General features: G+C 54.0%; 14 protein-coding genes and 1 tRNA gene. 9 read left to right on the top strand and 6 right to left on the bottom strand.

Annotated features, from left to right (window positions below):
* Genes B051_RS0112175 through B051_RS0112165 form a run of 3 tightly spaced genes read right to left on the bottom strand, consistent with a single transcriptional unit; the run spans position 1 to position 3375 of the window.
* Positions 1 to 1002: a 4-hydroxyproline epimerase gene (locus B051_RS0112175; protein ID WP_018478480.1), complete on the bottom strand. Its 1002-nt coding sequence runs from the start codon at positions 1000 to 1002 to the stop codon at positions 1 to 3.
* Between the two features lie 8 nt (positions 1003 to 1010).
* Positions 1011 to 2465, bottom strand: a complete 1455-nt coding sequence (locus B051_RS0112170) for an aldehyde dehydrogenase (NADP(+)) (RefSeq protein ID WP_018478479.1) — start codon at positions 2463 to 2465, stop codon at positions 1011 to 1013.
* The gene (locus B051_RS0112165) at positions 2455 to 3375 is read right to left on the bottom strand and encodes a dihydrodipicolinate synthase family protein (protein ID WP_033316888.1); all 921 of its coding nucleotides are present in this window, start codon (positions 3373 to 3375) and stop codon (positions 2455 to 2457) included. The genes B051_RS0112170 and B051_RS0112165 overlap by 11 nt, the downstream gene beginning before the upstream one ends.
* Before the next feature lie 138 nt (positions 3376 to 3513).
* On the opposite strand from B051_RS0112165, the gene B051_RS0112160 reads away from it, so the two are divergent.
* Both B051_RS0112160 and B051_RS0112155 read left to right on the top strand, forming a co-directional pair.
* On the top strand, positions 3514 to 4389 hold the full coding sequence (locus tag B051_RS0112160) for an AraC family transcriptional regulator (protein WP_018478477.1): 876 nt from the start codon (positions 3514 to 3516) through the stop codon (positions 4387 to 4389).
* Positions 4390 to 4410: 21 nt separating this feature from the next.
* Positions 4411 to 5781 carry an aminopeptidase P family protein gene (locus tag B051_RS0112155; RefSeq protein WP_018478476.1) on the top strand — a complete coding sequence of 457 codons (1371 nt, stop codon included), beginning with the start codon at positions 4411 to 4413 and terminating at the stop codon, positions 5779 to 5781.
* Between the two features lie 213 nt (positions 5782 to 5994).
* On the opposite strand, the gene B051_RS0112150 is transcribed toward B051_RS0112155, so the two are convergent.
* Complete coding sequence (locus B051_RS0112150) at positions 5995 to 7260, bottom strand: M20 family metallopeptidase (protein ID WP_018478475.1); 1266 nt, start codon at positions 7258 to 7260, stop codon at positions 5995 to 5997.
* 223 nt (positions 7261 to 7483) lie between these two features.
* The gene (locus B051_RS0112145) at positions 7484 to 8779 is read right to left on the bottom strand and encodes a hemolysin family protein (RefSeq protein ID WP_018478474.1); all 1296 of its coding nucleotides are present in this window, start codon (positions 8777 to 8779) and stop codon (positions 7484 to 7486) included.
* Positions 8780 to 9027: 248 nt separating this feature from the next.
* Between B051_RS0112145 and B051_RS0112140 the strand changes: the two genes are divergently transcribed.
* From B051_RS0112140 to B051_RS0112130, 3 genes are all read left to right on the top strand, one after another.
* A complete protein-coding gene (locus B051_RS0112140; RefSeq protein WP_018478473.1) occupies positions 9028 to 10293 on the top strand; it encodes an APC family permease in 1266 nt (421 codons plus the stop codon).
* 105 nt (positions 10294 to 10398) lie between these two features.
* Positions 10399 to 10472: transfer RNA gene (locus B051_RS0112135), tRNA-Pro, on the top strand.
* Positions 10473 to 10918: 446 nt separating this feature from the next.
* Complete coding sequence (locus B051_RS0112130; RefSeq protein WP_071594884.1) at positions 10919 to 11497, top strand: hypothetical protein; 579 nt, start codon at positions 10919 to 10921, stop codon at positions 11495 to 11497.
* A 113-nt stretch (positions 11498 to 11610) separates the two neighbouring features.
* On the opposite strand, the gene B051_RS0112125 is transcribed toward B051_RS0112130, so the two are convergent.
* Entirely contained in the window at positions 11611 to 12162 is a 552-nt protein-coding gene (locus tag B051_RS0112125) for a DUF4136 domain-containing protein (protein WP_018478471.1), read from the bottom strand.
* A 275-nt stretch (positions 12163 to 12437) separates the two neighbouring features.
* On the opposite strand from B051_RS0112125, the gene B051_RS0112120 reads away from it, so the two are divergent.
* From B051_RS0112120 to B051_RS0112105, 4 genes are read left to right on the top strand one after another with little or no spacing between them, the layout of a single operon-like run.
* A complete protein-coding gene (locus B051_RS0112120) occupies positions 12438 to 13310 on the top strand; it encodes an STAS domain-containing protein (protein WP_018478470.1) in 873 nt (290 codons plus the stop codon).
* Positions 13311 to 13312: 2 nt separating this feature from the next.
* On the top strand, positions 13313 to 13720 hold the full coding sequence (locus B051_RS0112115; RefSeq protein WP_026236365.1) for an STAS domain-containing protein: 408 nt from the start codon (positions 13313 to 13315) through the stop codon (positions 13718 to 13720).
* Entirely contained in the window at positions 13713 to 14117 is a 405-nt protein-coding gene (locus B051_RS0112110; RefSeq protein WP_018478468.1) for an anti-sigma regulatory factor, read from the top strand. The genes B051_RS0112115 and B051_RS0112110 overlap by 8 nt, the downstream gene beginning before the upstream one ends.
* Complete coding sequence (locus tag B051_RS0112105) at positions 14107 to 15144, top strand: SpoIIE family protein phosphatase (RefSeq protein ID WP_018478467.1); 1038 nt, start codon at positions 14107 to 14109, stop codon at positions 15142 to 15144. Before B051_RS0112110 ends, B051_RS0112105 begins: the two co-directional genes overlap by 11 nt.
* Positions 15145 to 15148 lie beyond the last annotated feature (4 nt).

The following is a 15148-nucleotide window of genomic DNA, read 5'->3' as shown; positions in this document are numbered from 1 at the left end:
TCAGATTACCTGGAAACCGTGAACGTATGGGTCTTCGTCATCAAAAAAGATGGTGTTGTGCCCGGTGATGATGGCCCAGCCTTCGATGCCGGGATAAATGGCCGGTTTGCCCGCTACCATCGTTTCCTCTTCAATGGTGCCGGTGAACACCGAGCCGATGATGCTTTCGTGGATGAACTTTTGCCCCGGTTTTAACTTGCCCTTGGCATACCACTGCGCCATGCGTGCCGAAGTGCCGGTGCCACAGGGCGAGCGGTCAATGGCTTTATCGCCGTAGAATACCGCATTGCGTGCCGTGGAGGTAGACGCCAACGGCTCGCCCGTCCAGAGGATGTGCGAGAGGCCTTTGATAGCTGGGTTGTCGGGATGCACGAAGGTATACTGCTCGTTCAGGCGCTGGCGCAGCACCCGGCTCCAGGAGATGAGCTTGTCGGCTGTGTAGTCCTCTATACCTTTGAAATTCTCCTGCGGGTCCACAATGGCGTAAAAGTTACCACCATAGGCCACGTCCACTTTCAACATCCCTAACTCCGGACATTCGACCACCAGGTCTTCTGAGTCCAGGTAGGATGGCACGTTCGTCAGTTTCACCGATTTCACTTTGTCGCCCTCCTGGGTATACTGCACGCGCACCAGGCCGGCCGGTGTTTCGAGGCGGAGTTGGCCGGGTATCTTGGGGGTGATGAGGCCTTCTTCCAGCGCAATCGTGACCGTACCGATGGTGCCGTGCCCGCACATGGGTAGGCAGCCGCTGGTCTCGATGTAGAGCACGGCCACATCGTTCTCCGGGTCATGCGGCGGGTATAGGATGCTGCCCGACATCATGTCGTGGCCGCGTGGCTCAAACATCAGCCCTTTCCGAATCCAGTCATACTCCTGGAGAAAGTGCAGTCGTTTGTCGCTCATGTTGTGGCCCTGCAGCACGGGGCCGCCGCTTGCCACCAGGCGCACCGGGTTGCCGCAGGTGTGGGCGTCGATGCAAAAGAATGTTTTTCTGGCCATTCGTATACTTATAGGCTGCTTTGGGAAAGTTTTCCGTTAATGGTGCGCCAAAGGCCGCTGCGGTTTTCGTCCTGCAACTCTGCTGGCAACAGTGCCTGCGGTGCCGACTGAAACGTGACAGGCCGAGCGAAGCGTTTGATGGCGTAGGTGCCTACAGACGTGCTGCGGCTGTCGGTCGTGGCCGGGAAAGGACCGCCGTGTGTCATGGCATGGCTAACCTCCACCCCAGTTGGAACACCGGAGAACAACAGGCGCCCGCATTTGTCGCGCAGCACATCAGTAAGTGCTTGCTGTAATTCGTGCTCCTGGTCGCTGCCCCAAAGCGTGCAGGTCAGTTGGCCCTGCAATGCTTTTGCTGCGGAAATCAATTCCTCTGCGTTGCTATACCTAACCACAAGGGTGAAGGGGCCGAAAATTTCTTCCTGCAGGGCCGGATTCTGCAGCCACTGCGCGGCGCTGGTACTTGCCAGGGCGGCGCGCCCTTCCAGTACATCGGCTTCCTGCTGCACCAGTGCCTGCACCCCTTGCGCTTTCAGAAGTTTTTCCAGTCCCTTGTAATAGTTGCCGGCAATGCCGTCGTGCAGCATGTTGGCGGGTGTGGCCTGGCTCAACTCTTCTTCCAAAGCAGCCATAAAGTGCGGCGTGGCTTCCGTGTCAGGTATAAACAGCAAGCCCGGACAGGTACAGAACTGCCCCGCCCCCAACAACACCGATGCCGCTGCCTGACGCGCCAATTGTTCCGTATTCTCCTTTAGTTTTTCCGGAAGTATAAACACAGGGTTGGTGCTGCCCATCTCGGCGTATACCGGAATAGGCACTTTGCGCTGCATGGCCAGGTCAAAAATAGCTTTGCCGCCCTTATAAGACCCGGTAAAAGCCACAGCCTTTGTAGCGGGATGCTTCACCAGCTCCTGCCCTACTTCTATACCGCCGCTTACATGCTGAAACACGCCTTCCGGAAGCTCGATTGTCTGCAGTGCCTGGGCGATGGCTTTGTGCACCAGACGGGATGTTTTCGGGTGGCCTGGATGCTCTTTGTAGACCACGGTACAGCCCGCCGCCAGTGCGGAAGCCGTGTCACCGCCAGCGGTGGAAAAGGCCAGCGGAAAGTTGCTCGCACCGAATACCACCACAGGCCCGAGCGGCACCAGCATGCGGCGCAAATCGGGACGCGGCAATGGCTGGCGGTCGGGTAAGGCGGTGTCGATGGTGGCCTCCACCCAGGAGCCTTCTTCCACCAAGTCGGCAAACAGGCGCAACTGGTTGCAGGTACGCCCGCGCTCGCCGGTCAGGCGGGCCAGCGGGAGGTTGCTCTCCCGGCTCGCTGTTTCCAACAGTTCATCCCCCAGCGCCTCTATGGCCTCCGCTATACCTCGCAGGAGCTGTGCCCGCTGTGCCGGGGTGGTTTTCTTGTATGTTTCAAACGCCTGCTCGGCGTTGGTTAAAGCTTCGCTATACGACATAGGCTTCTTCTTTAAAATCAGGCAGCTGTGGCCTCGTGTCAATTCCTTTTTGGATAGTGGCCATAACGGCTTCGCGCTCTTCCCCAATCAGCGTCAGGCGCGGCGCACGCACATGTTCGCTGCCGATGCCTTCCATTTGCTCGGCCAGTTTAATGTACTGCACCAGTTTTGGGTGGATATCCAGTTCCAGCAGCGGCATAAACCAACGGTATATCTCCAATGCCTCCTGTGCTCTACCGGCTTTGGCTAATTTGAATACTGCCATTGTTTCTTTTGGGAAAGCACACACCAGGCCTGCCACCCAACCGTGCGCTCCCATGAACAGACTTTCCAAAGCCAGGGTATCTACCCCACACAAAATCTTGATGCGGTCACCATAGCGGTTGAGCATGCGCGTGACGTTGGTTAGGTCGCGGGTTGATTCTTTTACGGCCTGTATGTTCTCGTGCACGAGCAACTCGTCAAACATCTCCAGGGTAATGCTCCGCTTGTAGTCTACGGGGTTGTTGTAAATCATGATGGGCAGCGATGTGCTTTCGGCTACAGCCTTGAAAAAGGCAACCGTTTCGCGGTGGTCGGAGTAGTAGCGCATGGGCGGGAGCAGCATCAGGCCATCTACGCCCATCTCTTCGGCTTCGCGGGCGCGCTGCACGGCTTCGTGCGTGGCCCCTTCGGCGATGTTCATTATTACGGGTACTTTGCCTGCCACATAGGCTATGGCCTTGCGGGTCAGTTCCTGTTTTTCATCGGTCCGCAGTACGCTGGCTTCACCCAACGTGCCGCCCAGGATGATGCCGTCCACACCCGCTTCCAACTGTGCATCTACGTTCTTAAAGAAAGTATCGAAGTCAAGGCTGCCGTCGGCATGGAATTTCGTGGTGAGTGCAGGGAATACGCCGTTCCAGTTAATCATGATAAGAAGGGTTTTGGTTCTATTTCAAAGGTACAGGATAAGATAGGCAAAATCCTGTACTGGATTAGTAATAACTAATAGAATATTGACCTCTATTTTGCAAGTGATGCAGATATTAGCTAACATGGTACCAACATGAAGGTCATCCCGTTTAAAATACCGAAGCCGAGCAAAGAGCTAATCCGCTACCAGGTGGACCTCCAGCCCTACTTCTACGATAAACTGCACCAACACCCCGAAATACAGCTGAGCTGCATTCTGGAAGGAGAAGGCAAGCTGCTTGTAGGCGATTATATTGGCCGCTACGGGCCGGGCGATATTTTCCTACTAGGTCAGAACGTGCCCCACGTGTTCCGAAGCGATGATGTGTATTATCAGCCCGACAAAGCCAGACAAAGTCATAGTATCATTCTGTTTTTTGACCTGCGTGCGTTTGGCGAGGCGTTCTGGGCAGCTGAAGAACTACAGGAAGTAAAAGAGTTTTTTGAGCAATTGAATGGTTGCTACCGGGTAAACGCAGCAGAGCCAGACAACTTCACGGAACAGGTACGCCAACTCCAACACAAGCACAAACTGGAAAAAGTGGTGAGCTCCCTGCAACTGGTGGATGCACTCATGCACAAGTCAACGCTGCAACGCCTGAATCTAGCCGACCAGATGCACAACCTGAGTGAGCGCGAAGGCAAGCGCATGGAGCAGGTGCTGCAGTTTTTGGTGGAAGAAAGCCACCGGCCGCTCACCCTAGAAGAAGTGGCCTCGGTAGCCAACATGAGTCGCGAAGCTTTTTGCCGTTTTTTTAAAGAACGCACCCGCAAAACCCTGGTTACTTTTCTGAACGAGCTGCGCCTAAGCAACGCCTGCCAGGCCCTACTCCACTCCGACCAGACCATCGCCAGCATCGCCTTCACCTGTGGCTTTGCCAACCTGTCGCACTTCAACCGCGTCTTCATCAAAACCATCGGCATCACCCCGCGCGAATTCCGCCGTCAGGCAACACTCACTAAAGTATAACCTTAAACCAATTCAATTTATATGTTTGATGCGAACACCTATACCCAGCGCCGCCAGCAATTGAAGCAACAACTCGGCGGGGGCCTGATTCTGCTCCTGGGCAATGAGGAAGCCGGTATGAACTACAAAGACAACTGGTACCCCTTTTACCAGGACAGCACCTTCCGTTACTATTTTGGGCTGGACCTGGCTGACTTGACAGGCATCTTAGACATCGACCGCGATGAAGTGATTATTTTCGGACCGGAACAAAGTATAGATGATGTGGTATGGACCGGACCGCTTCCCAGCCTGGCCTCACTGGCCGAACAGGTGGGCGTGCACAAGGTACTGCCCACAGAAAAGATAGCCGATTACTTAGCAGGTGAAAAAAAACTACATTACCTGCCGCCCTACCGTCCCGAGCACCAGTTGAAACTACAGGCCTTGACCGGCAAGACCGTGCTGGAACCCAGTATACCCTTGATACAGGCCGTGGTGGCGCAGCGTTCCATTAAATCCGAGGCTGAAGTAGCGGAAATCGAAAGAGCTGTTACCTATACCTCGCGTATGCACCGCAACGTGATGCAGTTCGCCCGTCAGGGTATGAAAGAACATGAAGTGGCCTCCGAAGCGGTTCGCTATGCGGAAGCGACAGGCAACCTCCTCTCCTTCCCTGTGATTTGCACTACTCAGGGGCAGATTCTCCACAATCACTACCGCGGCAACACCCTGGGGGCCGGCGATATGCTCCTGCTAGACGCCGGCATCCAGACCACGGCAGGCTACGCCGGCGACATGACCCGTACGTTTCCGGTTGGGCCAACCTTTACCGAGCGACAGCGCGAACTCTACCAGGTGGTGCTGGACGCACACGAAGCAGCCATGGCTGCTCTGAAGCCAGGTATGCTGTACAGAGACGTGCACCTGCTGGCCTGCCGCAAACTGACTGAAGGACTGAAACAGGTGGGACTGATGCGTGGCGATACCGAAGAAGCCGTACAGGCAGGCGCCCATACCATGTTCTTCCAGTGCGGCCTGGGCCATATGATGGGGATGGACGTGCACGACATGGAAAACCTGGGCGAGCAGTACGTAGGCTATACCTCGGAATTGCGCAAAAGCACCGAATTCGGTCTGAAGTCGCTGCGCCTGGGCCGCGCGCTGGAGCCAGGCTTTGTGCTGACGGTGGAGCCGGGCATCTACATCATTCCCGAGCTGATTGACATGCGACGAAACGACAAAGTAGCCCAGCAGTTCATCAACTTTGAGTTACTGGAGAGTTACCGAGACTTTGGCGGCATACGCATAGAAGACGACTTGCTTATAACCGAAACCGGCAGCCGCATACTGGGTGAGCCGCTGCCTAAAACGATAGCCGAGGTAGAAGCCATTCGGCAGCAGGCGCTGTAACAGCGTAGGTTTTTACAGCGTGCTCTATCAGAGGTCATGGGTTAGGCCGCTGCGGGCCACGGTGAAGGCAAGGGCACAGATTCAAAAACAAGTCCAGGTTGTGCTTTCTGGCTGCCGTGGCCCCGCTTGTGGCGAATGTGGAAATGCCTGTCTATTCAATGAAATGATGAAGGCAATATAATTTGTCCATCTTTGAATGGAACGGCCAGCAGTTTAGTTGAGCCAGGCTGCAGCGGCCGTCATCATTGCTTGCAAACCGGTTTTTAGGGTAGGATGTATTACCGGAGCAAACATAGGTGAATGGTTACTAGGTATAGCATTCAGCTGATTATTCTTTTTCGCTTCCAGGTATAGCACAGGGTCAGTTCCGCCTACAAACCAAAAAACGTAAGGCACATGCCAGTTCCTGCCAAAAACACTGAAGTCCTCACTGCCTGAGGCGGGTTTGGTTTCATAGGATTTGTCGCCAAACTGTGCCTCAAATGCGCCAGCCACTCTCGCCGTAGCCAGGGCATCATTTTCTGTGAGCGGATAACTGGACAACTCCGTGAACTCCGGCTCTCTCGGTGCATTGGAGGCAGCGCATTCCGCACAGCAGATGCGTTTTACCGCAGAAAGGATTTGATTCTTCACGCCCTCATCAAAGGTGCGGATATTCAGTTTGAGTGTGGCATCTTCGGGAATGATGTTCTCTTTGGTGCCGGCTTGCAGGGCGCCTACAGTCAGCACGGCATTTTCAATGGGGGCTACCTCACGGGAAACAATGGTCTGCAAACGCAGGGTAGTAGCGGCCGCCATCACTACGGGGTCGACGGTTGTCTGTGGTTGGGAGCCGTGGCCGCCACGGCCAAACAGCTTTACTTTCAGGCTGTTTCCTGCAGCCAAGATGGCGCCACTGCGATACCCAACGGTACCGGCCTCGCCTACCATGACATGCTGCCCCAGAATGATGTCCGGCTTCGGGAAACGCTCCAGCATGCCATCGTCTACCATGCTTTGCGCACCCCGGCCCACCTCTTCGCCAGGTTGGAAAACGGCCATCAGTGTCCCTTTCCAGAGTTCTTTGTGTTCTGAAAACAGCCTGGCTATTCCCATGAGCCAGGTGACGTGCAGGTCGTGCCCACATACGTGCGACACCCCCACTTCCACTCCTTCTTCATCCCGGGCTATTTTGGTACTGGCATAAGGCAGTCCGGTGTTTTCGGTAACAGGAAGTGCGTCCATATCCGCCCGAAGCATCACGACAGGCCCCTTGCCATTTCTCAGAACACCTACCACACCGGTTATTCCTATACCTGTCGAAACCTCGAACTGGCATTGGGTCAGATAGTCCGCCGCGATTTTGGCCGTACGGAACTCCTCCATGGACAACTCCGGATTTTGATGAAGGTCTTTATAGATTTCTTCAAGTTCGGGGAGCAGCTGCTCGATAAAGCTGTCCATTGTAGCATTGAAGGCTTTGATTTTAGAGATTTCCATACCTATAAATTTGACTAACCCGGATTATAAAAAGGACAAAGTTGCCTTTGCTTGTACGTTCGGCAATGAAATAAGAAGTGTCCTATCTGCTCACATGCCTGGAAAGTTGGATTGAGTAACCCCTGAAAATGCTCAAGAAGTATACTTGATGTTCTTCTTTAATCAACAACTGGAGTTTGTTTAAGGCTGGGTGCAAAGGAGTATCAAAGTAATGGTGCCTCAATCAAGGGGCTAAGGGAGCCTCTACCCGCTTCAGGATGACTTTGTCCACCCGAAACCCATCCATATCCACTATCTCCAGTTCAAACCCGTTCAACAGAACCTTATCGCCAGAAACCGGAAGCCTGCCCAAGGTATAGGAAAGGAAACCAGCCAGTGTGGAGTAGTTGTCGGAGTCCCTGCGGACGACCTCTGCGCGCAGTTCCCGGTTCAGCTCCTGCACTTCAATCGAGCCGCTGATTAACAGCGAACCATCCTCCCGTTTCAGAATCTCGGGCTCTTCCACCTCATCCAGGTCCGGCATGTCGCCTACAATGGCCTCCAGAATGTCGTGCACGGTGATGACGCCTTCGGTGGTGCCGTACTCGTCTATCACAATGCCCATGTACTGCTTCTCTTTCTTGAAGGTGTTGAGTACTGAATTCGCCAACATGGTCTCCGGTATAAAGATGGGCGGATACAGTACGCTCTGAATGGGCTCCGCTCTGTTCCCGGCCAGGTACTCGTAAAACCGCTTGGCCGTCAGGATGCCGATGACATTGTCGAAGCTACCTATCACAGCAGGGAAACGGGAGTGGGCGCTGTGCTCAATCGTCTCTTTTAGCTGCTCCACGGGCTGGTTGATGTCCACGAACTCCACCTCCTTGCGGTGCGTGCGCAGGTTCTTGGCCCGCTGTTCGGAGTAGGTGAAAATGTTCTGGTGCAGCTGGATTTCCTCCTTTGCCAGAATGCCCTGCTTGCCTGCCGTCTTGATGATTTGCCGCAGCTCTTCCTCCGACATCTTCTCCTCCGATGCCTCCTTGATGCCCAGCACCCGGATGACGAGGTTAGTGGAGCCGGAGAGCAACTTCACTAGTGGCATGGTGGCTTTGGTGAACACTTTGATGGTAGGCGCCACAGCCACGGCTATGTTGTCGGCGTTGCCGAGGGCGATGGTCTTTGGTATAAGTTCCCCCACCACAATAGAGAAGTACGTAATCAGGCCCACCACCAACACGATGGAGAGCGTAGCGGCATATGGGGCAAGAAACGAAACACCCGACAGCCACGCCTCCACATCGCCGGAAAGGGCCGCTCCACCGTAGGCTCCCGATATAATGGCAATCAACGTGATGCCGACCTGTATGGCGGAAAGGAAATTCTCAGGAGACTCAAGCAAATCCAGCACGGCCCCGGCGCCTGTGCTTCCCTTCTTTGCCCGCTGGGTTATCCTGTTTTTGTTGACGGAGATGATAGAAAGCTCGGAGAGGGCGAAGAAGCCGTTCAGCAGGGTCAGTAGTATGAGGACGATTATCTCCATATAGGTCTTTAGGACAACGATGTCAAAAGTGCTATACTTGTTTTCCGGCTGAAAAGATAAACCGAGTGGAAAAGGACGGTAACCTGGACACGAAACCTGCCAAGATTTTACTCCGTGCTTAAACTTCTTTAGCAAGTATTGCACCTACCGTTGGCTATACCTAACTGTGCTTGTCAAGAAGTAGTAACGTCTAAATTTTTATACCTTGGGCAGCCCGAACAGGGCAGCCACCAAATAGGGCTTTAACCATGGAACAAACAAATAAAAAGAAGCAGCAGGAGCTGCTGCGGGTGCTCACGCTCAAAGACGCTGTCGGTGTGGGGTTGGGCGCCATTATTGGGGCCGGTGTGTTTGTGGTGACGGGAGTGGCGGCCGGTGTGGCGGGTCCTGCTTTTCTGATGGGGCTCCTCTTTGCTGGTGCTGTAGCTGCTTTCAATGGTTTGTCGTCGGCGCAGTTGGCGGCAGTATACCCACATTCGGGCGGCACTTATGAGTATGGCTACCGGCTACTCAACCCCACACTCGGCTTCTCGGCGGGCTGGATGTTCCTGATAAGCAAACTCTCGGCAGCGGGGGTAGTCGCCATTGGTTTCGGCAGTTACTTCTACCAGTTGGTTCCTGTTCTCTCACCCCTTGCCCTCTCGCTGGCGGCGGTGGTGCTCCTGACGGTCGCCAACTACTTCGGCATCAAAAAAGCTGGCGTGCTGAATCTGGTCATCGTGTCGTTTACGCTCCTCTCGCTCCTATACCTGGTGTTCAGCGGTATACCTGAAATCGACCCCCGGAATTATCGCCCATTCGCGCCGTTCGGGGTGTCAGGTATAGCGGAGGCTTCGGCCTTGCTGTTCTTCGCCTTCACCGGGTATGCCCGTATTGCTACACTGGCCGAGGAGGTGAAGGAACCCCAGACCACTATCCCGCGGGCCGTCATCATCACCATCGTGTCGGCCATTGTGCTGTATGCGGCCGTTTCGGTGGTGGCCGTCGGGGTGATTGGGACGGAGCAGATGGCTGACAGTAAATCGCCTTTGCAGGTAGTGGCGGATGCCCTGCACACGCCTGCGGTACGGACAATTGTCACTCTGGGGGCTTCCACGGCCATGCTGGGAGTGTTGCTGAGTCAGATTCTGGGCATCAGCCGGATGATGCTGGCCATGGGCAGGAGAAACGACTTACCACCTGTGTTCGAGAGGGTGCACGAACGGTTCCGGGTGCCACACCTGGGCATCGTCGTCACAGGCATCCTCATCCTGCTCTTGACATTGGCAGGTTCGTTTGAATTCATTGTACGGGCGGCTTCCTTCACCATCCTGCTCTACTACAGCATCACCAACATGGCGGCGCTGCGGCAGCCCCGGCAGGAGCAGCTGTACGGCAGGCTTATACCTGTACTGGGGCTTGTAGGCTGCCTGGCCATGTCCGTATCGTTGCCGCTGCTGGTCATTTTATCAGGTATAGGCTTGCTGTTGGTGGGGTTCGTGCTCCGGCTGTTGTTTCACAAAGTGTATGAGTAGGAGGACGTTACTTTAAACAAGTGAAAACGTACACCAATTTTCAAGGTATAGCTAGAGAGCTACTCTTGCAGCAATGCTATGATTTTGCTATGTTGCGTAAAATTTCGGGGTGTAGCGTAGCCTGGTATCGCGCCAGCATGGGGTGCTGGAGGTCGTGGGTTCGAATCCCGCCACTCCGACAAAGCCTTTCACAGACTGTGAAAGGCTTTGTTGTTTCCAGACAATCTGAATGCGTCATGCGATAGCTTTGGCTTGGGAGTCAGGTATAGCCACAAGTTAAAACAGGTTTATAACAGAGGGCAAAGGATTGGAAATCGCCTTTGCCACGTGCCCTTTATTTTCGACGCAGGAAACATTTTTTTTAAAAAATATTCCTCCTGATTCCTATAGATATTAGTAGTATTCTATATACATTTCGGCACTTTCCCAACCATACACGTGCCTGGTTCGCCAAAAGTGCTAAGCTAAGAATCCCTTTAGAAGCGGGGAGTTCCAACTGGTGCCATTGCCTGCTGCCACGCATAAAGCACAGAGACAGACTTAAGAAATTCAGTACCTCCCCTTTTTTTACAAGCACTTACCATACTGATTTTTAACTCTTTCTAACTTATATGCTTTATCGTGTATGAAACGATTACTACTATTATCTATTCTAGGGTTGGCTACTTTCCATGCATCCGTTGCGCAGGAGGTAGAAAAGAAACCGTCACCGCTCAAGTTTCTGGTCGGAGGCGCTTTTGAGTTTGGCGGCGATGAGGTGGCAGAAATCTACTTCACCAATGGAGACGCACAGTCGGTCAAGGCCGGGCAAGGTGTTTCACTCGCTCTCGGCGGCCAGCTTCAATTTCCGAAGGCAGAAAGACTGCTGCTCCGCGCTACGCTGGGGTATAAGTATGTCACCACACAGGCCGACAATGCTCACATCCGGCTGACCCGTGTGCCCCTGCACTTGACAGCCAACTGGATGGCCACCGACAAAATACGTTTAGGCGCGGGCCTGGTCTCTCACCAGAATATCCAGTTCAAGGCAGATGGCATTGGGCAGGATGTCACGTTCAAAGGGGCTAGTGGTCCCATTTTCGAAGTAGCTTATGGTATAGCAGGCCTTACCTACACTGTGATGGAGTACAAAGACCAAGCAAACCATACCTATGCAGCCAACGCCATAGGCTTAACCATTTCTGGCGTGTTTCCTAGAAAGTAATCTTCTTCATCTGGCATACCTTGCCATAGCATGGACTAGTATATGCTTACAAACACAAGGGACTGAAGCTGACTTCAGTCCCTTGTGTTTGTAATACACTGATTGCACCTCCCCTACTGCGGTATCCTCGTCACCAGTTCTGCCATACCTTTCGCTATCTGTTCTTGTAGCTTCTCGGGTTTGTCAGATATGATGCGCTCTGCCGTACCCTGCCATACCAGTTCGTTTCGCGCGCGCTCTACCAGGTGCACCGACACCGTGCCCACGTTGTAGCGCCCCACTTCCACCTCCTTGGATTTCCAGGTATAGCGGCGCTGGCCTACGTAGTAAGGCGGGTCCGTCTGGATGTTTGTCTGCCGTGTCTGCACCTCCTCGTCTACCACAATACCCAGGTTGATGAGCACATCCGCATCATCGGCAGACGACTGTTGCAGACCCCGATGCTCCAACTGCTCGGCAATTGCCTGCTGCAGGTACGTCACATGCGGCTGGTATTTCTGTCCCAAGCCATCGCCCGAGGCGTCCACCTCCATAAAGGCAAAGGTCTGGTAGCGGCCCAGGCTGAAGCCCGGCGCCGGTTCAGAAGTGATTTTTGTGCTGGGGCTGCAGGCAAAGTTCAGCAGTACCAGCACCAGCCAGCCGTATCTCAAAAACAGGTGTGTCATGCGCAAATTTGTTTGGTTTCAGAACAGGTCCATCCGAAGCACCTGTTGCCAAAGGTATACGTGATTCCAAACGGCCGGTGCACTCCCGCAACCCCGCCAAGAGGGTATACCGCCTCCGCTAAACCAGTCCCTTCAAAATTAGCAGCCATATATAATATGGTTTATGTAACTTAGCGGATGGGCTCAGGTATAAGAGGCCGCAGCCTGCCACATTTTGCGTCACATTCCATAATCCATCAACAACAAACAACTGACGAGCTACGTTTGGTTCTACCATGAACACTACGGCACAAGTACTACAAAAGAGAAGAAAAGACATCCTGGAAAAGTGGATGCAGAACCAACTATCAGATGCAGGATTGCGTGATGATTTGATGACGAATGACGAACTGCTTCGCCAGTCAGAAGAAATGCTGGACGCGCTGCTGCGTGCCATCGCCACAGGAAACTTTGATGACATCTATGCCACCGAGTATGAGACAATCACGGATACCCTCCGCGATATCTCCATCACGCGTGCGCGCCAGGGATTCAGCCCAAGAGAGACAGCCCAATATGTCCTCAGCCTCAAGAAAGCCGTGGTAGAGGTTCTGGAGCAGGAGCGCTCCGACGATTACATCACACTTTACAAAGAAAGCACCTCCATCAACACGCTGCTCGACAACCTGAGCATCGTTACGTTTGAGACCTTCATCAAGGGCCGCGAAGAGGTTATCCTGCGCCAGACCGATGAGATAAGCGAAATATCCACCCCTGTCATCCGCGTTTGGAACGGCATATTGGCATTGCCTATCATCGGAACGCTTGATAGCGCCCGCACCCAGGTTGTGATGGAAAACCTGCTGCAGGAGATTGTGAACACAGGAAGCAACATCGCCATACTGGACATATCCGGCGTACCGGCCGTTGACTCGCTTGTGGCCCAGCACCTTATCAAAACAGTGAGCGCTACCCGCCTCATGGGAGCCGAATGTATCATCAGCGGCATACGCGCCGAGATAGCGCAGACCATCGTTCACCTAGGTATAGACCTGTCTAACATCAAGACGAAGGCAACCCTTGCCAGCGCCTTGCAGCTTGCCTTCAGCATGACCAATGTGGAAGTAAGAAGAATAGACAAAAACGTGGGACTGAGAGGCACAAGATAAGTATGGATAGAATACCGATTCTGAAAATGGGGCATTTCCTGTTGGTGACAATACAGGTTGACCTCTACGACAGGCTTGCCCTCACTTTGGAGAATGACCTCATCAGCATGGTGAGCCAGACGGGTGCGCGGGGTGTTCTCATTGACATCTCGGCAGTAAGCATCGTCGATTCTTTCATGGGCCGCATATTGGGTAACATCGCCTCCATGTCCCGCATCATGGACGCCGAGACGGTGGTAGTGGGCATGCAGCCTGCCGTGGCCATCACACTGGTAGAGTTGGGCCTCACCCTGCAGGGCGTATACACGGCCCTGAACGTTGAGAAAGGGATGGAATTGTTGAACAGCAAAATGGACACTAACCTGGAGCAGGAGGAAGACGAGGAAGATCAGGATGATCGTAATGACTAAGGACACGATGGAAATCGTGCGGGAGCAGGACGTAGTCCCTTTCAGGAACCGGGTACGGGAGTTCAGTACCAAAATAGGGATGAGTGTAGTGAACCAGACCAAGCTCATCACGGCCGCCAGCGAACTAGTGCGCAACATGCTCAAGTATGCCAACGGCGGCAAAGTTATTCTGGAAATCATCAGCAACAACGCGAAAACCGGCGTACGTTTAACCTTCGCAGACCAGGGTCCAGGTATACCAGACCTGTCACTGGCCATGAAGGACGGCTACTCAACTGGCAGGAGCCTGGGCCTAGGCTTGCCTGGTGCCAAAAGGCTCGTAAACGAGTTTGACTTAAAGAGCCAGCCTGGCCAGGGCACCACTGTCACTGTCATCCACTGGAAACATGGACGTTAACCAGCACCACCGCTTCACCATACCTGACCGTAGCTTTGCCAGCCTGACCAAGAAAGACATTACCCGGTTGGCCGAGAGTTTTGCCCTGTCTACCACAGAGGTGGGCAAAGTCAACATCATCGTGTCGGAGCTGCTCACCAACCTGGCCAAGTACTCTCCGCAGGGCGGCGAGCTGCTGGTGAAAGCCATCGGCAAGCCCATCAGAGGTATAGAAATCATATGCTTTGACAACGGCCCAGGCATGAAAGACCCGGACCGTATGCTGGAGGATGGCGTATCCACCTTCGGCTCGGCCGGAGAAGGCCTGGGAGCCATCAAACGGCAGTCTGACGTATTTGACCTGTACTCGCATCCTCAGGTGGGTACCGTCATTGTGTCGCAGGTCTTCAAAGGCAGCAAAGCGACTGCCCCTCCCTCCTCTCGGCATTACGAAATCGGCAACATCATGGTACCCAAGCCCAAGGAGGTGGACTGTGGTGACGGCTACGCCGTGATACACCAAGAACATGGCGTATACCTGCTCGCGCTCGATGGCCTGGGCCATGGCTCCCATGCGCAGGAGGCAGCGCAGCTGGCCGTGGACACATTCTGCAACCAACCCGAAAGCGACCCAGCCAGCGCCCTTCGCACCATACATGCCGCCATCAAGCGCTCGCGTGGTGCGGTAGGCTTTGTCGCGTTCATCGACACCCGCCGCAACAAAATCACGTATTGCGGCATCGGCAACATAGCCGGCAAAATGTACACCAACGACAACTACACCGGCGGGTCGCCTTACAAGAACATCATCTCCTACAACGGCATACTGGGCCACAACGTACCGGGCTCCTTCAGCAACCAGACCATGGACTGGACCCGTAACAACCTGCTCATCGTGCACTCTGACGGGCTGAAGCCGCGCTGGGACTTATCGAAATACCCCAATCTGCACCGTCACATGGCCACCACCATTGCAGCGGTTTTATTCAAAGACTACAGCCGCCATACCGACGATACCCTCGTATTGGTTTGTAAAGCCAAACTCTAAGCCC

This window comes from Pontibacter roseus DSM 17521 (genome assembly GCF_000373265.1).
Classification (GTDB): Bacteria; Bacteroidota; Bacteroidia; order Cytophagales; family Hymenobacteraceae; genus Pontibacter; species Pontibacter roseus.
This window is presented reverse-complemented; position numbering and strand designations above follow the sequence as displayed.